Genomic DNA, 18,490 nt, shown 5'->3' with positions numbered 1-18,490 from the left:
CGCGATCGGCCCCCGACCCGTTGTAGATTCAGCCCCCCGTTCCCAGCCTCCCAACGAATGACTGCCGTGCGCACGGATGCCACCGACTGGCTTCGCCTCTGCCTGGTTCCCGGCATCCCGGGAACGGCACAGCGCGCACTCCTCAAGGCTTTCGGTTCCCCGGCCGCCGTGGAAGGGACAACCCGCGCTTCCCTCATTGCGGTCGTTGGCGGACCCGGGGCCGATGCGCTCGCAACCGGGCCGGCCCCTGGTGCCCTCGAGGCATGCCTTGCCTGGCTCGAGGAACCCGGCCACCAACTCCTGGCGCTGGGCGACGAGGACTACCCTGCGGCGCTTCTCCAGATCCCTGATCCGCCTACCGTGCTCTTCGCGCTGGGCGATATGCGCCTGCTCAACCGGCCCGCAATGGCCATTGTCGGCAGCCGGAACGCCACTCGCCAGGGTGTCCTCGATGCAGGTGAATTCGCGCATGCCCTGTCCGATGCCGGATACGGTATCGCCAGCGGGCTGGCCCTCGGCATCGATGCCGCGGCCCACCGAGGCGGCCTCGCGGGTCGTTCATCCTCAATTGCCGTGGTTGGCACCGGTCTCGATCGCGTTTACCCCTCAGCCAATCGTGAGCTTGCCCACGAGCTCGCTTCTCGTGGCGTTCTTGTATCGGAGTTCCCCCTCGGCACGCCCCCGGTCGCGACAAACTTTCCGCGGCGCAATCGCATCATCAGCGGCCTGTCACGGGGCGTCCTTGTCGTCGAGGCGGCACTCAAGAGCGGTTCGCTCACCACGGCGCGCCTCGCGCTCGAGCAGGGCCGTGAGGTTTTCGCGATTCCAGGATCGATCCATTCTCCTCTGTCCAAGGGCTGTCACTGGCTGATCAAGCAAGGAGCGAAACTCGTCGAGTCCGCAGATGACGTCCTTGCAGAATTGGACGGGCGGCTGCAGCAACCGGTCCGGTTCGATGATCCACCCGGCGCCGGTACCGATGACGAGCCGATCCTCGATGCGCTGGGCCATTCGCCCGCCACCGTCGATGCGTTGTCGCTTTGCACCGGATCGTCGGCCTCCCGGATCACGGCTGAACTCACCCGCCTGGAGCTCACGGGCCGCGTGGAGCGCCTTCCCGGCGGGCTTTACCGGCAACTTGCTGTACCCTGATCCCCGCAATTCGGGCCGCAGCCGCCCTCCGACTGTCGCGCAATGCAATGAAATAAGCGGATATCGCCCCCATGGCCTCAAACCTCCTCATCGTCGAGTCGCCCTCGAAGGCAAAGACGCTCAAGAAATATCTTGGCAAGGACTACGAGATCCTCGCCTCGTACGGACACGTCCGCGACCTCGTGCCGAAAACCGGCGCCGTCGACCCGGACGATGACTTCCGAATGAAATACGAGATCATCGACCGCAATTCGAAACACGTCGATGCGATCGCGAAAGCAGTGAAGCTGGCCGACACGATCCTCCTCGCAACCGACCCGGATCGGGAGGGGGAGGCGATTGCCTGGCACCTGTCCGAGATTCTCAAGGCCAAGCGCGCGCTCAAGGACAAGACGCTCAAGCGGGTGGTGTTCTACGAGATCACCGAGAGCGCGGTGAAGGACGCGGTGAAGAACCCTCGCGACATCTCAATGGAACTCGTCAACGCGCAGCAGGCTCGACGCGCGCTCGACTATCTCGTCGGTTTCAATCTCTCGCCTCTGCTCTGGAAGAAGATCCGCCGCGGCCTGTCTGCGGGACGCGTGCAAAGCCCCGCGCTGCGCCTGATTGTGGAGCGCGAGATCGAGATCGAGAACTTCAAGACTCGCGAGTACTGGTCGATCCACTTCGACTCCGAAAAGGCCAAGGCTGCATTCACCGCGAGGCTTACCCACTTCAAGGGCGAGAAACTTGACCAGTTCGCCGTCGGTGATGCGGTGAAGAACGCGGAAATCACGGATTTCCTCGAGTCCCACGCCAAGGCAGTCGCGCGCGTCGCGCAGATCGAGAAGAAGAGAAAGCTGCGCTCGCCCGCGCCGCCCTTCACCACCTCCACGCTGCAGCAGGAGGCGGTGCGCAAGCTCGGTTTCTCTACCGATCGCGCCATGAAGGTGGCACAAAGCCTCTACGAGGGCGTATCGCTCGGCAAGGCGGTCACCGGCCTCATCACCTACATGCGGACCGATTCCGTGAGCCTGTCGAAGGATGCCGTCACGGAGATTCGTGGCTATATCACGAAGAACTTCGGCGCGGACTACCTTCCGAAGTCTCCTATAGCGTATCGAAGCACCGCCAAGAACGCCCAGGAAGCCCACGAGGCCATCCGACCGACCTCGATCGCGCGCACTCCCGAGTCGGTAGCCCCGTTCCTGAATATCGAGCAACGCAGGCTGTACGAGATGATCTGGAAGCGCGCGCTATCCTGCCAGATGACGCCTGCGAAATTCGACACCGTGGCCGTCGATTTCACCGTTGGCGGAGCGACCAACATCTTTCGAGCCACCGGCCAGACGATGGTCTTCCCTGGCTACTACGCCGTCTACCACGAGGACGAGGACGACGCAGTCGAAGAGGAGGACAAGCGCCTTCCAGTCCTGGAGAAAGGTGACGACGTTCCCATACTCAGGCTCTATGGAGAGCAGCACTTCACCCAACCGCCGCCGCGCTATTCCGAGGCAAGCCTGGTCAAGACGCTGGAGCAGCACGGAATCGGGCGGCCATCGACCTACGCCTCCATCATCTCGACGCTGCAGAACCGCGAGTATGTTCTGCTCGACAAGAAGCGGTTCCAGCCCACCGACGTGGGGCGCGTCGTCACCAAGTTCCTGACCGAGCACTTCGCCCACTGGGTTGATTACGAGTTCACCGCGAAACTTGAAGATGAGCTCGACGACATCTCCAACGGCAAGGAGGAGTGGGTACCCGTCCTGGAACGATTCTGGAAGGACTTCTCGACCCAGATAGGCGAAAAGGAATCCGTTTCACGCAAGGAAGTCACGCAGGAAGTTCTCGATGAGGATTGCCCGAAATGCAAGGCTCACAAGCTCAGCATTCGCCTGGGCAGACGCGGGCGCTTCATCGGCTGCTCCGGCTTTCCGGAGTGCGACTACACCCGCAACCTCGACGGCAGCGGCGATTCGTCCGAAGGACCTGCGAAGCGCGAGATCGGCGTGGATCCCGAGTCGAAGAAACTGATCCAGCTCCTGCAGGGACCCTTTGGGTGGTATTTCCAGCTCGGAGAGGCTGAGGGCGACAAGAAGCCCAAGCGCGTGTCGCTCCCGAAGAACATCGCCCCTGACGCCGCCGACATGGGGGTCGCGCTCAAGATGCTCGCCCTTCCGCGCGACCTCGGGACGCATCCCGAGACCGGCAAGAAGGTCGTTGCGGCCATTGGACGGTTTGGTCCCTACGTGAACCACGATGGCCAATTCAAGTCGATCCCGAGGGACGAGAACGTTTTCGACATTCTGCTGGACCGCGCGGTGGCGCTGCTCAATGAACCGAAAAGCCCGGGCGGACGCGGGGCGTTACGCGTGCTCGGCAAGCACCCGGACGATGGTCAGGCGGTCTCCCTTTATGCGGGAAAGTACGGCCCCTACGTGAAGCACGGCAAGGTGAACGCGACGATCCCGGACAAGGACGCCATCGACACGATTTCCATGGAGGAAGCGCTCACGCTTCTTGCGGAAAAGTCCGGGAAGGGCAAGCGCACGACCAACAAGCGCACAACCAAGAGCAAGGGCAAGGGCAAAACCAGGAGCTCGGGGGCGAAGAAGACCGCGTAACCTAGCGGCCACTTCACCCCGGCCCGGCTTCAGACGTCGAGGTTCGACACGCCCAGCGCGTTCGTCTCGATGAAATGGCGCCGTGGCTCCACATCGTCGCCCATGAGCGTCGAGAAGATCTCGTCGGCACTGATCGCATCGTCGACCTGCACTTTCAACAGGATGCGCTTTTCCGGATCCATGGTCGTTTCCCAGAGCTGCTCGGGGTTCATCTCGCCCAGGCCCTTGTAGCGCTGAATCGAAATTCCTCCCTTCGCCTCGGCAAACAACCAGTCCAGGCCCTCCTTGAACGACCGTATGGCGCGCGCCGTCTCCCCACGCTTGACCTGTGCACCGGCCTGGACGAGACCGCCAAGCATCTGCGCGGTCCTTACGATCTGCGTGTAGTCGCCGCTGCCCACGAACGCGTGGTCGAGGATCGTCTCCACCTTGTTGCCGTGGACCAGTTTCTCCAACCGCAAGCGCCACCCATCCGACGTTGGATCGCGCTCGATGTGCGCCTTTGGTGCTTTGGGGGCGAGAACTTCGTAGATGGCGCGCGCCGCTTCGGTGGCGCCTTCCTTGGTGTCCAGGCTCATGCGCGGCATTTCCAGGAGCGCTCGCAGAACGCCGGAATCCATGCCCATCGAAAGACGATCGATTACGGCCTCCGTCGTCAGGTATTCGGTGGCGATGCGCTCAAAGGCCTCTCCGGCCAACGGCGTGATGCCTTCCCCGGGCACGAGCATCGCCCCGTTTAACGCCCTGCGCAACTGGTGATATCGGAGCGCGTGCTCGTCCTTGAGGTAGCGCTCTTCCTTGCCGCTTTTCACCTTGTAGAGGGGCGGCTGTGCGATGTAGATGTGGCCGTTTTCGACAAGGGACGGCATCTGCCGGTAGAAGAACGTGAGGAGCAACGTGCGGATATGCGCACCGTCCACGTCCGCGTCCGTCATGATGATGATGCGGTGATAACGCAGCTTCTCGATCGAGAATTCGTCCTTGCCGATGCTCGTTCCCAGCGCCGTGATGAGCGTGGCAACCTCCTGCGAAGAAAGCATCTTGTCGAAACGGGCCTTTTCGACATTGAGGATCTTGCCCTTGAGGGGAAGGATCGCCTGGAACTTCCGGTCGCGGCCCTGCTTGGCGGACCCGCCGGCGGAGTCGCCCTCGACCAGATAAAGCTCGCATAGTTTCGGATCCCGCTCCTGGCAATCGGCCAGCTTGCCGGGAAGCCCGATGCCATCCAGAACACCCTTTCGTCGCGTGAGCTCGCGCGCCTTGCGCGCCGCTTCCCGGGCCCGCGCCGCCTCGACCACCTTGGTGCAGATCACCTTGGCGTCGGCTGGTCGCTCGAGCAGGAACTCGGTCAGCTTCTGTGCCACCACCTCCTGCACCACCGGCAGTACCTCCGACGAAACCAGCTTGTCCTTGGTCTGCGACGAGAATTTCGGCTCTGGAACCTTCACGGAGAGAACGCAGGTGAGCCCCTCGCGCATATCGTCGCCCGTCGTCTCGACCTTCGCCTTCTTGGCGATCTCTTCCTTCTCGATGTAGTTGTTGATCGTGCGCGTCATTGCCGCGCGAAGGCCGGTAAGGTGCGTCCCGCCATCGCGCTGCGGGATGTTGTTCGTGAAGCACTGGACCGATTCTCCATACGAATCGTTCCACTGCATCGCCACCTCCACCGTCATGCCCTCCTTTTCGCCGATCGCGTGAAAAATATTGGCATGCAACACCGTCTTCGAGCGGTTCATGTACTCCACGAATCCCTTCACGCCGCCGGTATAGGCGAAGTTGTCGCTCTTGCCGGTGCGCTGGTCGATCAGCTCGATCTTCACACCATTGTTCAGGAAGGAAAGTTCCCTCAGGCGCTTGGCGAGGATGTCGTAATGAAACTCGATGTTGTTGAACGTTTCTGGGGAAGCCAGGAAATGGACCTCCGTGCCGCGGCGGTCCGTCTCTCCGGTGACCTTCAGTGGTTCGACGGCGGCGCCATCATGAAACTCTATGAGATGGGCGCTTCCGTTCCTCCAGATGCGAAGCTTGAGCCAAACTGAAAGCGCATTTACCACGGAGACGCCAACGCCGTGCAGTCCGCCAGACACCTTGTAGGAGTTCTGGTCGAATTTTCCCCCGGCGTGCAGTTCCGTCATCACGATCTCGGCCGCCGAGCGCTTGAACTCGTCGTCTTCCTTGACGTCGGTCGGGATGCCTCGCCCGTTGTCTACCACGGAGATCGAGTTGTCGGTATGAATGACGACCTTGATGTCGTTGCAGTGTCCCGCAAGCGCCTCATCGATCGCGTTGTCGACGACCTCGAACACCATGTGGTGCAGCCCCGTGCCATCGGACGTGTCTCCGATGTACATGCCGGGTCGCTTGCGGACCGCTTCAAGGCCCTTCAGGATCTTGATACTGCTGGAATCGTATTCGTCGTGGGGACGCCCGTTCGGCTGCTCGTTCTGCTGTGTCATTCTCTTCCCGTGCTGGTCTGCCGTTGCCCCGCAACCCACTAGATGCGCATCGGCATCACGACATACTTGAAATCGTCGTTGCCTGGCATCTGGATGAGCGCGCTCGAATTGGAGTCGCCCATGGTCACGGTCACCGTGTCGGAATCGACGTGGTTCAGCACGTCGAGGATGTAGGAGAGGTTGAAACCGATATCGAGCGGATCACCGTCGTAATCGATCGTGAGGCCTTCCTCGGCCTCTTCCTGCTCGTTGTTCGTACAGATGATGGAAAGCGCGTTTTTCGTGAACACCAGCCTCACGCCCCGGATCTTCTCGTTCGAAAGGATCGCGGCTCTGTTGAGCGATTGCGCCAGTACGACACGATCCAGCACGACCTTGTTCCGGTGCGTCGTCGGGATCACCTTCAGGTAGTCCGGGAACTTCCCCTCCACAATCTTGGACACGATCTCGATTCCACCGAAGGAGAAACGCACCTGGTTGGAGCCGATCGAGAGCGTTACCGGATCGTCACCGTCATTGAGGAGCTTGATGAGTTCGAGCACGGTCTTGCGAGGCAATATTGCCTCCACGCTCTCGTGCTCGCCGGTCAACGCTTCGGCTGCGAAGGAAAGGCGGTGCCCATCGGTTGCAACAACGCGAAGCAGGTTCTTCTCGACCGAGAATAGGACGCCGTTGAGGTAATAGCGGATATCCTGCACCGCCATCGCGAACTGGACCAGCTGCAGCGCGTGTTTGAGCGCTTTCTGCGGCAGGGTCAGCGTGCGCGCCGTATCCCTTGACTCGACCATCCTCGGGAAATCCGCGGCAGCAAGCGTCTGCAGGTTGAAGCGACTCTTGCCGGCGCGGACCACCATGCGGTTTTCCTTGGCGTCGAGAGCCACTTCCGCATCTTCCGGCAACGCACGAAGAATGTCGTAGAGCTTGCGTGCACCTACGGTGATCGAGCCCTCAGCTCCATCGCCTTCAAGGACAGCCCTCGCCGTTATCTGGACTTCGAGATCCGTCGCGACGAAATCAACCGTTCCGGCGTGCGCCTGGATCAGCACGTTCGACAGGATGGGGAGCGTATGCCTGCGCTCCACGATTCCCGTGACGTGCTGCAGTGGGGCGAGCAGGGCCTGGTTGGTCGCTTTTATCTTGACCATAGGATTATCTCTGACTAGTTAGTAGTTAATAGGAGGCGCCACGGAACAGGGGATAAGTCCTTTTCATCAATCTATTCAAATAACTGCATATGATCTGAGCCTGGGGAGCATTGGGATCGAAGTGGCCCGGAGAGTGTGGATAACCTTCGGGTTCAATCAGGGCACGAAATTCATCCACACCTTTTCCCGGAGTTTGCCGGCTTCATCCGAGCAGTATCTGTTGAAGCTGCGCATAATCGCGCGAAAACTGTTGTTCCGTATCGCGCAGTTCCTGGATCTTGCGGCACGCATGCAGCACCGTTGTGTGGTCGCGACCCCCGAAAGCCTCGCCGATTTCCGGCAGGCTCTGCTGGGTAAGCTCCTTGGCGAGGGCCATCGCAACCTGGCGGGGTCTCGCCACGGACCGGAAGCGCTTCTTCGAATACATATCGGACACCTTGATCTTGAAGTAGTCCGCCACGGTCTTCTGGATATTCTCGATGGAGACCTGCCGCGTGAGGACGGCCAGGAGATCCTTCAGGGCCTCGCGAGCCGTTGCGACGGTGACCGCCGTATTGTTGAATCGGGCATAGGCAAGCACCCGCTTCAAGGCCCCCTCGAGTTCGCGCACATTGGATCGGATGTGCTTGGCGATGAAGAAGGCAATGGCCTCCTCGACGTGCACGCCATCCATTTCCGCCTTCTTGAGGAGGATGGCCACGCGCATTTCAAGTTCCGGCGGTTCAACGGCAACGGTGAGGCCCCAGCCGAAGCGGGAAATGAGGCGATCCTCGATTCCCGTCAATTCCTTCGGAAAGCTGTCGCTCGTGATCACGACCTGCTTATGGGCCTCGAATAGCGCGTTGAACGTGTAGAAGAATTCCTCCTGGGAGCGTGACTTTCCGACAAAGAACTGGACATCGTCGATGAGGAAAAGATCAAGTGAGCGGTAATAGCGCTTGAGCGAGTCGAAACTCTTGTGCTGGTAGGCGCGCACCACATCGGCGACAAATTGCTCGGCATGGATGTAACGGACTTTCGCTTTCGGATTGCGCTTGAGGACTTCCGAGCCGATCGCTTGAAGCAGGTGCGTCTTGCCCAGCCCGGTGCCGCCATAAATGAAGAGGGGGTTGTAGGCGGTTCCGGGGTTTTCGGCCACCTGAATTGCCGCGGCGCGCGCGATCTGGTTTGCTTTTCCGTTCACGAAATTTGAGAACGTAAAAGAGGAATTGAGCCGATGCTCATCGCGGGAAGGTCTCTCGACGACGATCGGGACCGGCTCGGGAAGGACGATTTCGGTCTCGGGCGACATCCCTTCGTCGAGCACGAGGTCCACCTGCAAGGTTGATCCTGCAGCGCGCTCGGCGCGCGACTCGATCTTGGCAAGCAGGTTGGTCCGGATCCAGCGAAGGACATGGTGATTGGGCGCGAGCACCCGCAGCTGGTTGCCGTGGTGCTCTGCACGCAGGGGCTTGATCCAGGTGTCGTACTGCTGCGCCGGCAAGTCCTTCTTGAGCTCGGAAACGAGCGAAAGCCAGAGCGAATCCATAGTGGCGGCGGTAAGCGGGATCGGGGGTGAGACGGGGGCGGGAAGAAGAGCGATTCTATAGGGAAAGGAGTGGGTTATCCACAGGCTATTCTTGTCGCTTGAAAGCCGGCAGGATGGCGCTCGGGTGGTCGATCGGCTATAATCGCGCGCTTTTCGCCCGCTGGGGCGGTCTCGATCGACGAGGTATACATGAAACGCACTTTTCAGCCTTCCACCACGCGCCGCAAGCGGACGCATGGCTTCCGTGTTCGCATGAAGACAGCGGCTGGCCGCGCGGTGATCAACGCCCGCCGTGCCAAGGGCCGCAAGCGCGTCGCGGTCTAGCGACCGCATGACCCAAGGCGCCCGGAAGGAAGGCCTTTCCCGGCGTCACCGCTTTGTGGGGCGCGGATCGTTTGCAGCTGCCCTTCGCAACCCACGCAAGCTCCGTGGTTCGATGATGATCCTGCACGTGACCAGCGGAAACGCCGGCAAGTCTCGGTTGGGTCTTGCCGTGCCCAAGCGAATCGCGCGTCGTTCCGTGGACCGCAACCGGATGAAACGATTGGCTCGCGAGATGTTTCGCCGCCATGACGTGAAGGCGCTCGGGCTTGACCTCGTTCTTGCCCCGCGGGAGCCCTTTTCAAGGGCGAGCGAAGCTGCATGGCTCGTTGACGCCGGGCAATTGCTCGATCGGGCCGCGGCGGATCGATGACATGCGCCGTGTACTGGTTGCCCTCATTCGTGCCTACCAATACGTGCTCGCGCCGTGGTGGGGCCGGCAATGCCGGTTCACGCCGACCTGCTCGCACTATGCCATCGAAGCCCTGGAGCGCCACGGCGCACTTTGGGGTTCATGGCTTGCGATGAAACGCGTTCTGCGCTGCCACCCGTGGAACGCGGGGGGCTATGATCCTGTCCCTTGATTGTCGCTCATGACCTCCTCGTTCCACTGACACCCCCTCCCTGATGGATATCCAGCGCCTCATCGCACTCGTGGTCTTCAGCGCTTCCGCTTTCCTCCTTTGGGATGGGTGGCAAAAGCACAACGCGCCCAAGGCGCCCGCGCAACAGGCAGCCACGGCCGGCAATCCTGGCGCAGGCACGGCGCCCACGCCGACCTCGCCGCTCGCGTCGCAGGCAGCCCCAGGAGTCCAAGGAGCCCCACCCGTCGCTCCCGGGGCGCCGGCTGCCGCGCCAGTGGAGGCGACAGGACAGCCGGTCGTGGTGAAGACGGATCTCTTCGAAGTGGAACTGAACACGGCCGGGGGGGACATCCGGCGCGTGACCCTCTTCAAGGTGTTCTCTGCGCTGGATCACACGCAGCCGCTCACACTCCTTTCTCCCGATCCAAAACAGTATTTTGTGACGCAGTCAGGGCTTCTCGGCGATGGGCTGCCTACACACAAGACGATGTACTCGGTCGAATCGACCGTGTTCGCTCTCGAGAATGGCCAGGACCAGCTCGAGTTGAGGCTCGTGGCAAAGGACGCGGGCGGAGACGAGGTCGTGAAGAAGTTCCTCTTTCATCGAGGCTCGTACGAGATGCTCGTGACCTACGAGGTGAGGAACGGCGGCGACAAGCCGATCGCCCCTTACGCCTATTTCCAGTTTCTTCGCGACGGGAACCATCCCAGCCAGGCGGCTGCGCAGACAAGCGCGTTCGCGGGCGTTGCAACGTTCACGGGCCCCGCGGTCTATACCGACGAGGCGAAATTTGTGAAGATCGATTTCAAGGACATCGACAAGGGCAAGCAGGCGCACGTGAAGAAGGCGAAGGATGGCTGGATCGCTCTGGTGCAGCACTATTTCGTCTCGGCTTGGCTGCCAGCGGGCACGACGGAGCGGGAGTTCTTCACCAACAAGGTGGGCGACAACCTGTACGCGGCGGGCGTGATCGTGCCGGTCGGTGCCGTTGCGGCCGGGGCGAAGGCCACCGTTTCGCTGTCCCTGTACATCGGCCCGCAGGAAACGGAAAAGCTCGCGAAGATCGCACCGGGACTGGAACTGGTGGTCGATTACGGCTGGCTCAAGATCATTGCGGCGCCGCTCTTCTGGGTACTCAAGTTCATCCACGGCCTGGTCGGCAACTGGGGCTGGGCGATCATCCTCCTGACCATCCTCATCAAGCTCGTCTTCTACCCGCTCAATCACAAGGCCGGCCGCTCGATGGCGGCGATGAAGGTGCTGGGCCCGAAGATGGAGAAGTTGAAGCAGCTCTATGGCGACGATCGGCAGAAGCTCAACCAGGCGATGATGGAGCTCTATCGCACCGAGAAGATCAACCCGCTTGGCGGGTGCCTGCCGATCGTGGTGCAGATCCCCGTTTTCATCGCGCTTTACTGGGTGCTTCTCGGCTCGATCGAGTTGCGTCACGCCCCCTGGCTGGGCTGGATCCAGGATCTCTCGGGGCCGGATCCGTATTACATCTTGCCTGTGATCTATGCGGTGTCGATGTTCGTGCAGACGAAGCTGAACCCGCAGCCGGCCGACCCCGTACAGGCAAAGGTGATGCTCGCGATGCCCATCGTCTTCAGCGTGTTCTTCCTGTTCTTCCCGTCGGGACTTGTGCTCTACTGGGTCGTGCAGAACCTGCTCTCCATCGCCCAGCAGTGGCATATCAATCGTTCGCTGGTAGCCGAGGCGGCGGCGAAGGCTCGGGGCAAGCACTAGTGCCGTGACCGCCGCCCGGCCGGACACGATCGCGGCCGTCGCGACGGCACCAGGTCGCGGCGGTATCGGCGTGGTGCGCGTTTCCGGCCCTCTCGCGGGCGGTATCGCCACGGGTGTCACCGGAGGCATCCCTGAAGCCCGGCGCGCGACGCTGTCGCGGTTCCGGGGATTATCGGGGGCCCTTCTCGACGAGGGCATCGTGCTTTTCTTCCCCGCCCCGCATTCGTACACCGGCGAGGACGTGCTCGAGTTGCAGGGCCATGGCGGCCCGGTCGTGTTGCGCGAGATCCTGCGGCAGTGCATTGCGCTCGGTGCGCGTCTCGCGGAACCCGGCGAGTTCACGCGGCGTGCGTTCATGAACGAACGCCTCGACCTGGCACAGGCAGAAAGCGTGGCCGACCTGATCGACGCCTCGAGCGCGGAGGCCGCTCGGAGCGCTGCACGTTCGCTTGCCGGGGAGTTCTCGGCGCGCGTCGAGACGATTGTCGGTGCGCTCACACGCCTGCGAATGCATGTGGAGGCCTGCATCGACTTTCCGGAGGAGGAGATCGATCCCGCGGACCGCTTGTCGCAGCGCGCCGCGCTTGCGGCGATTCGAACCGATCTTGCGGGGCTTCTCTGCGAGGCTTTGCAGGGGGCTGTTCTGCGCGAGGGGCTCACGGTCGTGCTCGTGGGGCGTCCGAACGTGGGCAAGTCGAGCCTGCTCAACCGGTTGGCGGGAGAGGAGGTGGCGATCGTCACGCCTGTGCCGGGCACCACCCGGGACTATGTCCGCGCCACCATCCTCCTCGAGGGTGTCCCGATTCACCTGATCGACACCGCGGGGCTGCGGGAATCGGGTGACGAGGTCGAGCGAATCGGGATCGCGCGCACCTGGGAAGCCATCGGGAAAGCGGGAGCGGCGATACTGATCAGTGACGCCACGCAAGGCGAACGTGATCAGGAGTCCCGTATCCTTTCGTTGATGCCGCCGGGCCTGGCGATCGCACGGGTGACGAACAAGATCGACCTCGCCGGAGTGGCGGCCGAGCGCGTGGCGCATGGTTCGGAAACGGATTTCCGGCTTTCCGCGAAAACGGGCGAGGGGGTAGCCGCGCTTCGGGCCTGGCTGCTGGAAGTGGCGGGTTGGCGCCCGTCGTCCGAAGGCGTGTTTCTGGCGCGGGAGCGGCACCTCGCGGCATTGCGCGCAGCGTCGACGCAGTTGGCGGCTGCCTTCGAGAATAATATGCAAGTCATTGAATTGTTTGCGGAAGATTTGAGGCTGGCGCAGGAAGACTTGGGTTCGATCACGGGTGAAGTGACGCCAGACGAACTCCTGGGGGAGATTTTCAGCCGGTTCTGCATCGGGAAATAGGGGAACAACCATGAAGCTTCTCGCGACATTGATTGCGATTTTCGCGGTTCTCGGGACGAAACCCGTCGCGGCACAGGAAGTGAGCGAGAACGTGAAGCGCACCTGTCGCTCCGCCACCTCGCAAACCGCGCGCACCATCGTTTACGCGTTGCGCGTCAATATCGACCCGGCCATACAGGTGAAGAAGGTGCCGGATTCCTGGTTGGAAGGAGTTCAGGCGCATATGCTTCTGTCGGCTTCGCGTGCGCCCCATCTTTCCGAAGAAGAACTCGCTGCGCTCGGCTACAGCTATTGTGTGTCGCGGCGTCCCTCCGACTTCCGGTAGAAAAGCAGGATGCGGGGACGGTTCCACGTGAAACAAGTACTGGCCGCTTTTGCCGCGGGGCTGGCCGGCTTCGCTTGGGCTGGTGGTGTTGCGGTCGCGTTTCCGGGCCCGGGCCTGGAGTTGGCGGGACGACTCTACCGTCCGGCGGGCGAAGGCCCCTTCCCGGCCATAGTCATGCTGCATGGATGCACCGGTCTCTGGGCCAAGTCCGGCGAACCGACGGCGAGCTTCGTCTTCTGGGCGGAGCATTTCAGGAGCCGAGGCTATGTCACTCTTCTCCTCGACAGTTTCGGCCCGCGCGGGGAAAGGGAAATCTGCACGCAGATACACCGGAAGGTCTCTGAAACCCGGGACCGGCCAAAGGATGCCTACGCAGCCCTGGGTTGGCTTGCCTCGCGCAAGGATGTTGATCCGGGCCATATTCATGTCATGGGCTGGTCCAATGGCGCCATGGCGGTCTTGCACGTGCTTCGACCGGATGCGCCCGGGCGCGAGGCTGGCGGACCTCGATTCCGGTCGGCGGTGGCGTTCTATCCGGGGTGTGCGGCACTCGCCCGGACGGAATTCCGGCCGACGGCACCTCTTCTCATCCAGTCCGGCGGAGCCGACGACTGGACCCCGGCGCACCATTGCGAGGCGCTTGCGGGAAAAGCGCCCCAAGGGCTGGTCGAGATCGATGTGTACCCCGGCGCCTTCCATAGCTTCGATCGCCTCGATCAGCCCATTCGGGAGCGGTCCGAAGTGCGTAACCCGAACCGGGCGGCCGGGCGCGGCGCCACCGTGGGAACGAATCGGGAAGCTCGGGACAAGGCCATTGCCCGAACGACGGGCTGGCTTGAAGAGCGGAACCGCTAGCTCCCTGTTCCACGTGGAACCTCACTAGGTTGGGCAGGGCTTTTCCCGTAGAATTCGCGATTCGCTTTTCCGCCGCCGCCGGATGCGATCCGGCAGCCGACCCACCTCATGGACTTCCCGAACCGTTTCGACGTGATTGTCGTCGGCGGTGGCCACGCCGGCACGGAGGCTGCGCTTGCCGCGGCTCGGGCCGGCTCGCGCACGCTGCTGCTCACGCACGCGATCGAGACGCTCGGCCAGATGTCGTGCAACCCCTCGATTGGCGGCATCGGCAAGGGACACCTGGTGCGCGAGGTGGATGCGCTGGGTGGCGCCATGGCGCTGGCTACCGATGAGGCGGGCATCCAGTTCCGCACGCTGAATGCCAGCAAGGGCCCTGCCGTACGCGCCACGCGTGCGCAGGCCGACCGCATCCTTTACCGCGCCGCTATCCGGCGGCGCCTGGAGACCCAGCCCAATCTCTGGCTCTTTCAGCAGGCGGTCGATGACCTGATCGTCGAAGGCGATCGCGTAGCAGGCGCCGTCACGGCCATCGGCCTGCGGTTTCATGCGCCAGCGGTGGTCCTGACGGCGGGCACTTTTCTCGGCGGGCTCATCCATGTGGGCCTGGAGAGTTATTCTGCCGGGCGCGCCGGCGACCCGCCCTCGCTGTCGCTCGCGGCGAGGCTGAGGGAGCTGTCACTGCCTGTCGGGCGACTGAAGACCGGCACGCCGCCGCGGCTGGATGGCCGGACCATTGATTTCTCCCGCTGTGCGGAGCAACCCGGGGATAGCCCCGAACCCGTCTTTTCGTTCCTCGGCTCGCGCAATTGGCACCCTCGCCAGCTCCCCTGCTGGATCACCCACACGAACGAAGCGACCCACGAGGTGATTCGCGGTGGCCTTGACCGGTCACCCATGTTTACCGGCGTGATCGAGGGGGTGGGCCCACGCTACTGCCCGTCCATCGAGGACAAGATCCACCGGTTCGCGGACAAGGCGAGCCACCAGATCTTCCTCGAGCCCGAGGGGCTCACGACCCACGAGTATTACCCCAACGGCATCTCGACCAGCCTGCCCTTCGATGTCCAGCTGGCGCTGGTGCGTTCCATTCCGGGGCTCGAGAACGCGCATATCATGCGGCCCGGCTACGCCATCGAATATGACTATTTTGATCCCCGCGGCCTGAAGTCGACGCTCGAGACCAAGGCGATTGCCGGGCTTTTCTTCGCCGGGCAGATCAACGGCACAACGGGCTACGAGGAAGCGGCAGCCCAAGGTCTCCTGGCCGGAATCAACGCGTCCCTCTTCGAGCGCGGCCACGCCGGCTGGTGCCCGCGCCGAGACGAAGCCTATCTGGGCGTGCTGGTCGACGACCTTGTCACGAGAGGCGTATCGGAGCCGTACCGCATGTTCACCAGCCGGGCGGAATACCGGCTGCAGCTTCGCGAGGACAATGCGGACCTTCGCCTGACGGAATCCGGCCGCAAGCTCGGACTCGTGGACGACGGGCGGTGGAAAGCGTTCAGCACCAAGCGGGAGGCGATCGAACGCGAAACCGCCCGACTCAAGGCAACCTGGGCGCATCCGGGACGTATCCCCGACGCCGATCAGGTCCGCGTTCTCGGCCAACCGATCGAACGCGAATATTCGCTCTTCGACCTGCTTCGCCGTCCCGATGTCGGTTATCGCTCACTGTTGTCTTTCCCCAATGCTGGCGAGGGGGTTGTGGATTCGTCTGTTGCCGAACAAGTCGAAATCGCTGCCAAGTACGCCGGCTATATCGAGCGGCAACGAGAAGAGGTCACGCGCCAGTTGGCACAGGAAACTCTGGCGCTGCCCGTTGACCTCGATTACTCCTCGGTGCGCGGGCTTTCGAAGGAAGTGCAGCAGAAACTCACTCAGCACCGCCCCGAGACCCTGGGCCAGGCTGCCCGCATCCAGGGCGTGACGCCGGCGGCGATATCGCTGCTGCTCGTGCACCTCAAACGGCGCACGCTTGCCGACCGTGCACGCGCCGAAGAGAGAAGCGCATGACGATCGACGCCCGCCTGGCCGAAGGCCTCGAGGCGATGGGCATCACGCTCGACGCGGCTGCGCAGGCGAAGCTCATTGCCTACCTTCTTCTCATCGAGAAATGGAACAAGGTGCACAACCTGACCGCCGTGCGCGAGCCGAGCCAGATGGTCGTGCTGCACCTCCTCGACAGCCTCTCGGTGCTTCCGCACGTCCGCAGCGCGGGGACGATTCTCGATGTGGGCGCGGGCGCGGGCCTGCCGGGAATTCCACTCGCCATCGCATGCCCCGAACTCTGCGTGACGCTCCTTGACGCGAGCCACAAGAAAGCCACGTTCCTCACGCAGGCGAAAGCCGAGCTGGCACTGCCCAATGTCGAGGTGGCCTGCGAGCGCGTCGAGAAATGGCATCCGCCGGCGCTTTTCGACATCGTGGTATCGCGCGCCTTCGCGGAGCTTGCGGATTTCGTCGCGCAGGCGAATCACCTCGTGGCGCCTGGCGGCGCGATGCTCGCCATGAAAGGGGTGTATCCCTTCGAGGAAATCGCAAGGGTGCCCGCCTCCCACCGCGTCGAGAACATCGTCGAGCTGCGCGTGCCGACGCTCGATGTCCAACGTCACCTGGTCATTCTGAAAGCCGCCTGATGGCCCGCACCTACGTGATTGCCAACCAGAAGGGCGGCGTCGGCAAGACTTCCGTCGCGGTGAACCTCTCGGCGAGCCTCGCGCATTACGGCCGTCGGGTCCTGCTCGTGGATCTCGATCCGCAGGGCAACGCGACGACGGGCAGTGGCGTCGACAAGTCGGCCCTCGAGCGAAGCGTTTACGGGCTCCTGCTGGGCGAGTGCGGCGTGTCAGACGCGACGGTGCGCGTCGAGGGTGGCTACGATGTGGTTGGCTCAAATCGCGAGCTGGCCGGCGCGGAGGTCGAGCTGATTGCGGTCGAGCGTCGTGAGTACCGCCTGCGCGAGGCGCTGGCCCCCGTGCTCGCCGACTACGACTACGTGGTGATCGACTGTCCGCCCGCACTCAACATGCTCACGGTGAACGGCTTCACCGCCGCCGATGCGGTGATCATCCCCATGCAGTGCGAGTACTACGCGCTCGAAGGACTCTCGGATCTCGTCGGAACGCTTCGCAAGGTGAAGCAGAACCTGAATCCGGGAATCGAGATCGAGGCACTCGTGAGAACCATGTACGACCCGCGAAGCACGCTCACGGTGCAGGTTTCGGACGAGCTGAAGCGCCACTACGGCGCCAAGGTTTTCGATACCGTGATTCCGCGCAACATCCGTATCGCCGAGGCGCCCTCCTTCGGCAAGCCTGTGCTCCTGCACGATCCGGCCTCGAGGGGCGCCAGCGCGCACCTTGCCTTTGCCCGTGAACTTCTCGAGCGCGCCGGTCATCCGGTGAGCCCGAATGCCTGACAAGGAACTGCGCGTCATGACAGCCAAGCACAAGGGACTCGGCCGCGGCCTGGACGCGTTGCTGGGCGGCGGATCGAAGGCAAAGCCGGGAGGCGAATTCGCCGAGCTTTCGGTGCGTGCGCTCAAGCCGGGCCGGTATCAGCCGCGAACGCGGATGGACCAGGCCTCGCTCGCCGAACTGGCCGACTCGATCCGCGTCCGCGGCGTCATCCAGCCGATCATCGTGCGTTCGGTAGACGACGGCGGCTACGAGATCCTCGCCGGCGAGCGCCGCTGGCGTGCAGCGCAACTCGCGGGTCTTGAGCGCGTTCCCGCCCTGGTGCGGGAAGTTGCGGACGACGCGGCCCTCGGCATCGGCCTCATCGAGAACATCCAGCGCGAAGACCTCAACCCCATCGACAAGGCCGCCGGCCTCAAGCGCCTCATCGACGAGTTCCACCTCACGCATGAGGACGCGGCGAAGGCGGTTGGAAGCTCCCGAAGCGCCGTGACGAACCTGCTGCGCCTGCTCGAGCTGGCGAAGGCCGTGCAGGACATGCTGCTCGAAGGTCGCCTGGACATGGGTCATGCACGGGCGCTGCTCGGTGTCGGCAAGGCGAAACAGGTCGAGCTGGCCGAGCAGGTGGCCGGCAAGGGCCTGTCCGTTCGCGAAACGGAACGGCTGGTGCAGAACGCCGCAACCATGCCCAAGGCGCACGCGAAGTCTTCCAGCCCCCGCCTTGACGCCGACACGCGGCGACTTCAGGAGGAGCTTTCGGAGTCCCTGGGTGCGCTGGTGACGGTGAAATCGCGCCACGGCGGGCGCGGCAGCCTGGTCATCGGTTTCTCGAGCCTCGAACAGCTGGACGGTATTGTTTCCCGGTTGAAGCGCCGTTGAACCGGCCCATATTGCGTTGCCGCAAGTTTTGACCCCATGGACTCTTCCGGGCTAGAATTTACAAGTTTGTCGTCACCGCGCCCAAGTCCAAAGCCTGCGCCGGCGTCCGCGATATTCGACGG

At 62.8% G+C, this 18,490-nt stretch carries 16 protein-coding genes; 13 read left to right on the top strand and 3 right to left on the bottom strand.

The features are described from left to right. Positions 1-57 precede the first annotated feature (57 nt). Together dprA and topA are read left to right on the top strand one after the other, a co-directional pair. Positions 58-1,152, top strand: coding sequence for a DNA-protecting protein DprA (gene dprA / locus IPP91_08890; GenBank protein MBL0142183.1), 1,095 nt, complete (start codon positions 58-60; stop codon positions 1,150-1,152). 71 nt (positions 1,153-1,223) lie between these two features. Beyond that, positions 1,224-3,755, top strand: a complete 2,532-nt coding sequence (topA, locus tag IPP91_08885) for a type I DNA topoisomerase (GenBank protein MBL0142182.1) — start codon at positions 1,224-1,226, stop codon at positions 3,753-3,755. Between the two features lie 29 nt (positions 3,756-3,784). Here topA and gyrB read toward each other — a convergent pair whose 3' ends face one another. The 3 genes from gyrB to dnaA form a co-directional block, all read right to left on the bottom strand. Further along, complete coding sequence (gyrB, locus tag IPP91_08880) at positions 3,785-6,211, bottom strand: DNA topoisomerase (ATP-hydrolyzing) subunit B (GenBank protein MBL0142181.1); 2,427 nt, start codon at positions 6,209-6,211, stop codon at positions 3,785-3,787. 38 nt (positions 6,212-6,249) lie between these two features. Then, complete coding sequence (locus tag IPP91_08875) at positions 6,250-7,356, bottom strand: DNA polymerase III subunit beta (GenBank protein MBL0142180.1); 1,107 nt, start codon at positions 7,354-7,356, stop codon at positions 6,250-6,252. A 202-nt stretch (positions 7,357-7,558) separates the two neighbouring features. Beyond that, complete coding sequence (gene dnaA, locus IPP91_08870) at positions 7,559-8,884, bottom strand: chromosomal replication initiator protein DnaA (protein MBL0142179.1); 1,326 nt, start codon at positions 8,882-8,884, stop codon at positions 7,559-7,561. Positions 8,885-9,073: 189 nt separating this feature from the next. Here dnaA and rpmH point away from each other — a divergent pair, with 189 nt between their 5' ends. The 11 genes from rpmH (at position 9,074) to IPP91_08815 (ending at position 18,368) form a co-directional block, all read left to right on the top strand. Continuing rightward, entirely contained in the window at positions 9,074-9,208 is a 135-nt protein-coding gene (rpmH, locus tag IPP91_08865; GenBank protein ID MBL0142178.1) for a 50S ribosomal protein L34, read from the top strand. 7 nt (positions 9,209-9,215) lie between these two features. Further along, entirely contained in the window at positions 9,216-9,578 is a 363-nt protein-coding gene (gene rnpA, locus IPP91_08860) for a ribonuclease P protein component (GenBank protein ID MBL0142177.1), read from the top strand. 1 nt (position 9,579) lies between these two features. Beyond that, positions 9,580-9,789, top strand: coding sequence for a membrane protein insertion efficiency factor YidD (gene yidD / locus IPP91_08855; GenBank protein MBL0142176.1), 210 nt, complete (start codon positions 9,580-9,582; stop codon positions 9,787-9,789). Between the two features lie 43 nt (positions 9,790-9,832). Continuing rightward, a complete protein-coding gene (gene yidC, locus IPP91_08850; protein MBL0142175.1) occupies positions 9,833-11,536 on the top strand; it encodes a membrane protein insertase YidC in 1,704 nt (567 codons plus the stop codon). A 28-nt stretch (positions 11,537-11,564) separates the two neighbouring features. Next, the gene (gene mnmE, locus IPP91_08845; GenBank protein ID MBL0142174.1) at positions 11,565-12,890 is read left to right on the top strand and encodes a tRNA uridine-5-carboxymethylaminomethyl(34) synthesis GTPase MnmE; all 1,326 of its coding nucleotides are present in this window, start codon (positions 11,565-11,567) and stop codon (positions 12,888-12,890) included. Between the two features lie 10 nt (positions 12,891-12,900). Then, a complete protein-coding gene (locus IPP91_08840; GenBank protein ID MBL0142173.1) occupies positions 12,901-13,215 on the top strand; it encodes a hypothetical protein in 315 nt (104 codons plus the stop codon). Between the two features lie 27 nt (positions 13,216-13,242). After that, positions 13,243-14,070 carry a dienelactone hydrolase family protein gene (locus tag IPP91_08835; GenBank protein MBL0142172.1) on the top strand — a complete coding sequence of 276 codons (828 nt, stop codon included), beginning with the start codon at positions 13,243-13,245 and terminating at the stop codon, positions 14,068-14,070. A gap of 108 nt (positions 14,071-14,178) precedes the next feature. Further along, complete coding sequence (gene mnmG / locus IPP91_08830; protein ID MBL0142171.1) at positions 14,179-16,086, top strand: tRNA uridine-5-carboxymethylaminomethyl(34) synthesis enzyme MnmG; 1,908 nt, start codon at positions 14,179-14,181, stop codon at positions 16,084-16,086. Next, positions 16,083-16,709 carry a 16S rRNA (guanine(527)-N(7))-methyltransferase RsmG gene (gene rsmG / locus IPP91_08825; protein MBL0142170.1) on the top strand — a complete coding sequence of 209 codons (627 nt, stop codon included), beginning with the start codon at positions 16,083-16,085 and terminating at the stop codon, positions 16,707-16,709. The genes mnmG and rsmG overlap by 4 nt, the downstream gene beginning before the upstream one ends. Further along, on the top strand, positions 16,709-17,491 hold the full coding sequence (locus tag IPP91_08820) for a ParA family protein (GenBank protein MBL0142169.1): 783 nt from the start codon (positions 16,709-16,711) through the stop codon (positions 17,489-17,491). The genes rsmG and IPP91_08820 overlap by 1 nt, the downstream gene beginning before the upstream one ends. Continuing rightward, positions 17,484-18,368 carry a ParB/RepB/Spo0J family partition protein gene (locus tag IPP91_08815; protein ID MBL0142168.1) on the top strand — a complete coding sequence of 295 codons (885 nt, stop codon included), beginning with the start codon at positions 17,484-17,486 and terminating at the stop codon, positions 18,366-18,368. Before IPP91_08820 ends, IPP91_08815 begins: the two co-directional genes overlap by 8 nt. The last annotated feature ends 122 nt before the right edge of the window (positions 18,369-18,490 follow it).

The organism is Betaproteobacteria bacterium (assembly GCA_016720855.1).
GTDB lineage: Bacteria > Pseudomonadota > Gammaproteobacteria > Burkholderiales > Usitatibacteraceae > FEB-7.
The sequence above is the reverse complement of the archived record's forward strand: the minus strand, read 5'-3'. Positions and strand labels throughout refer to the sequence as shown.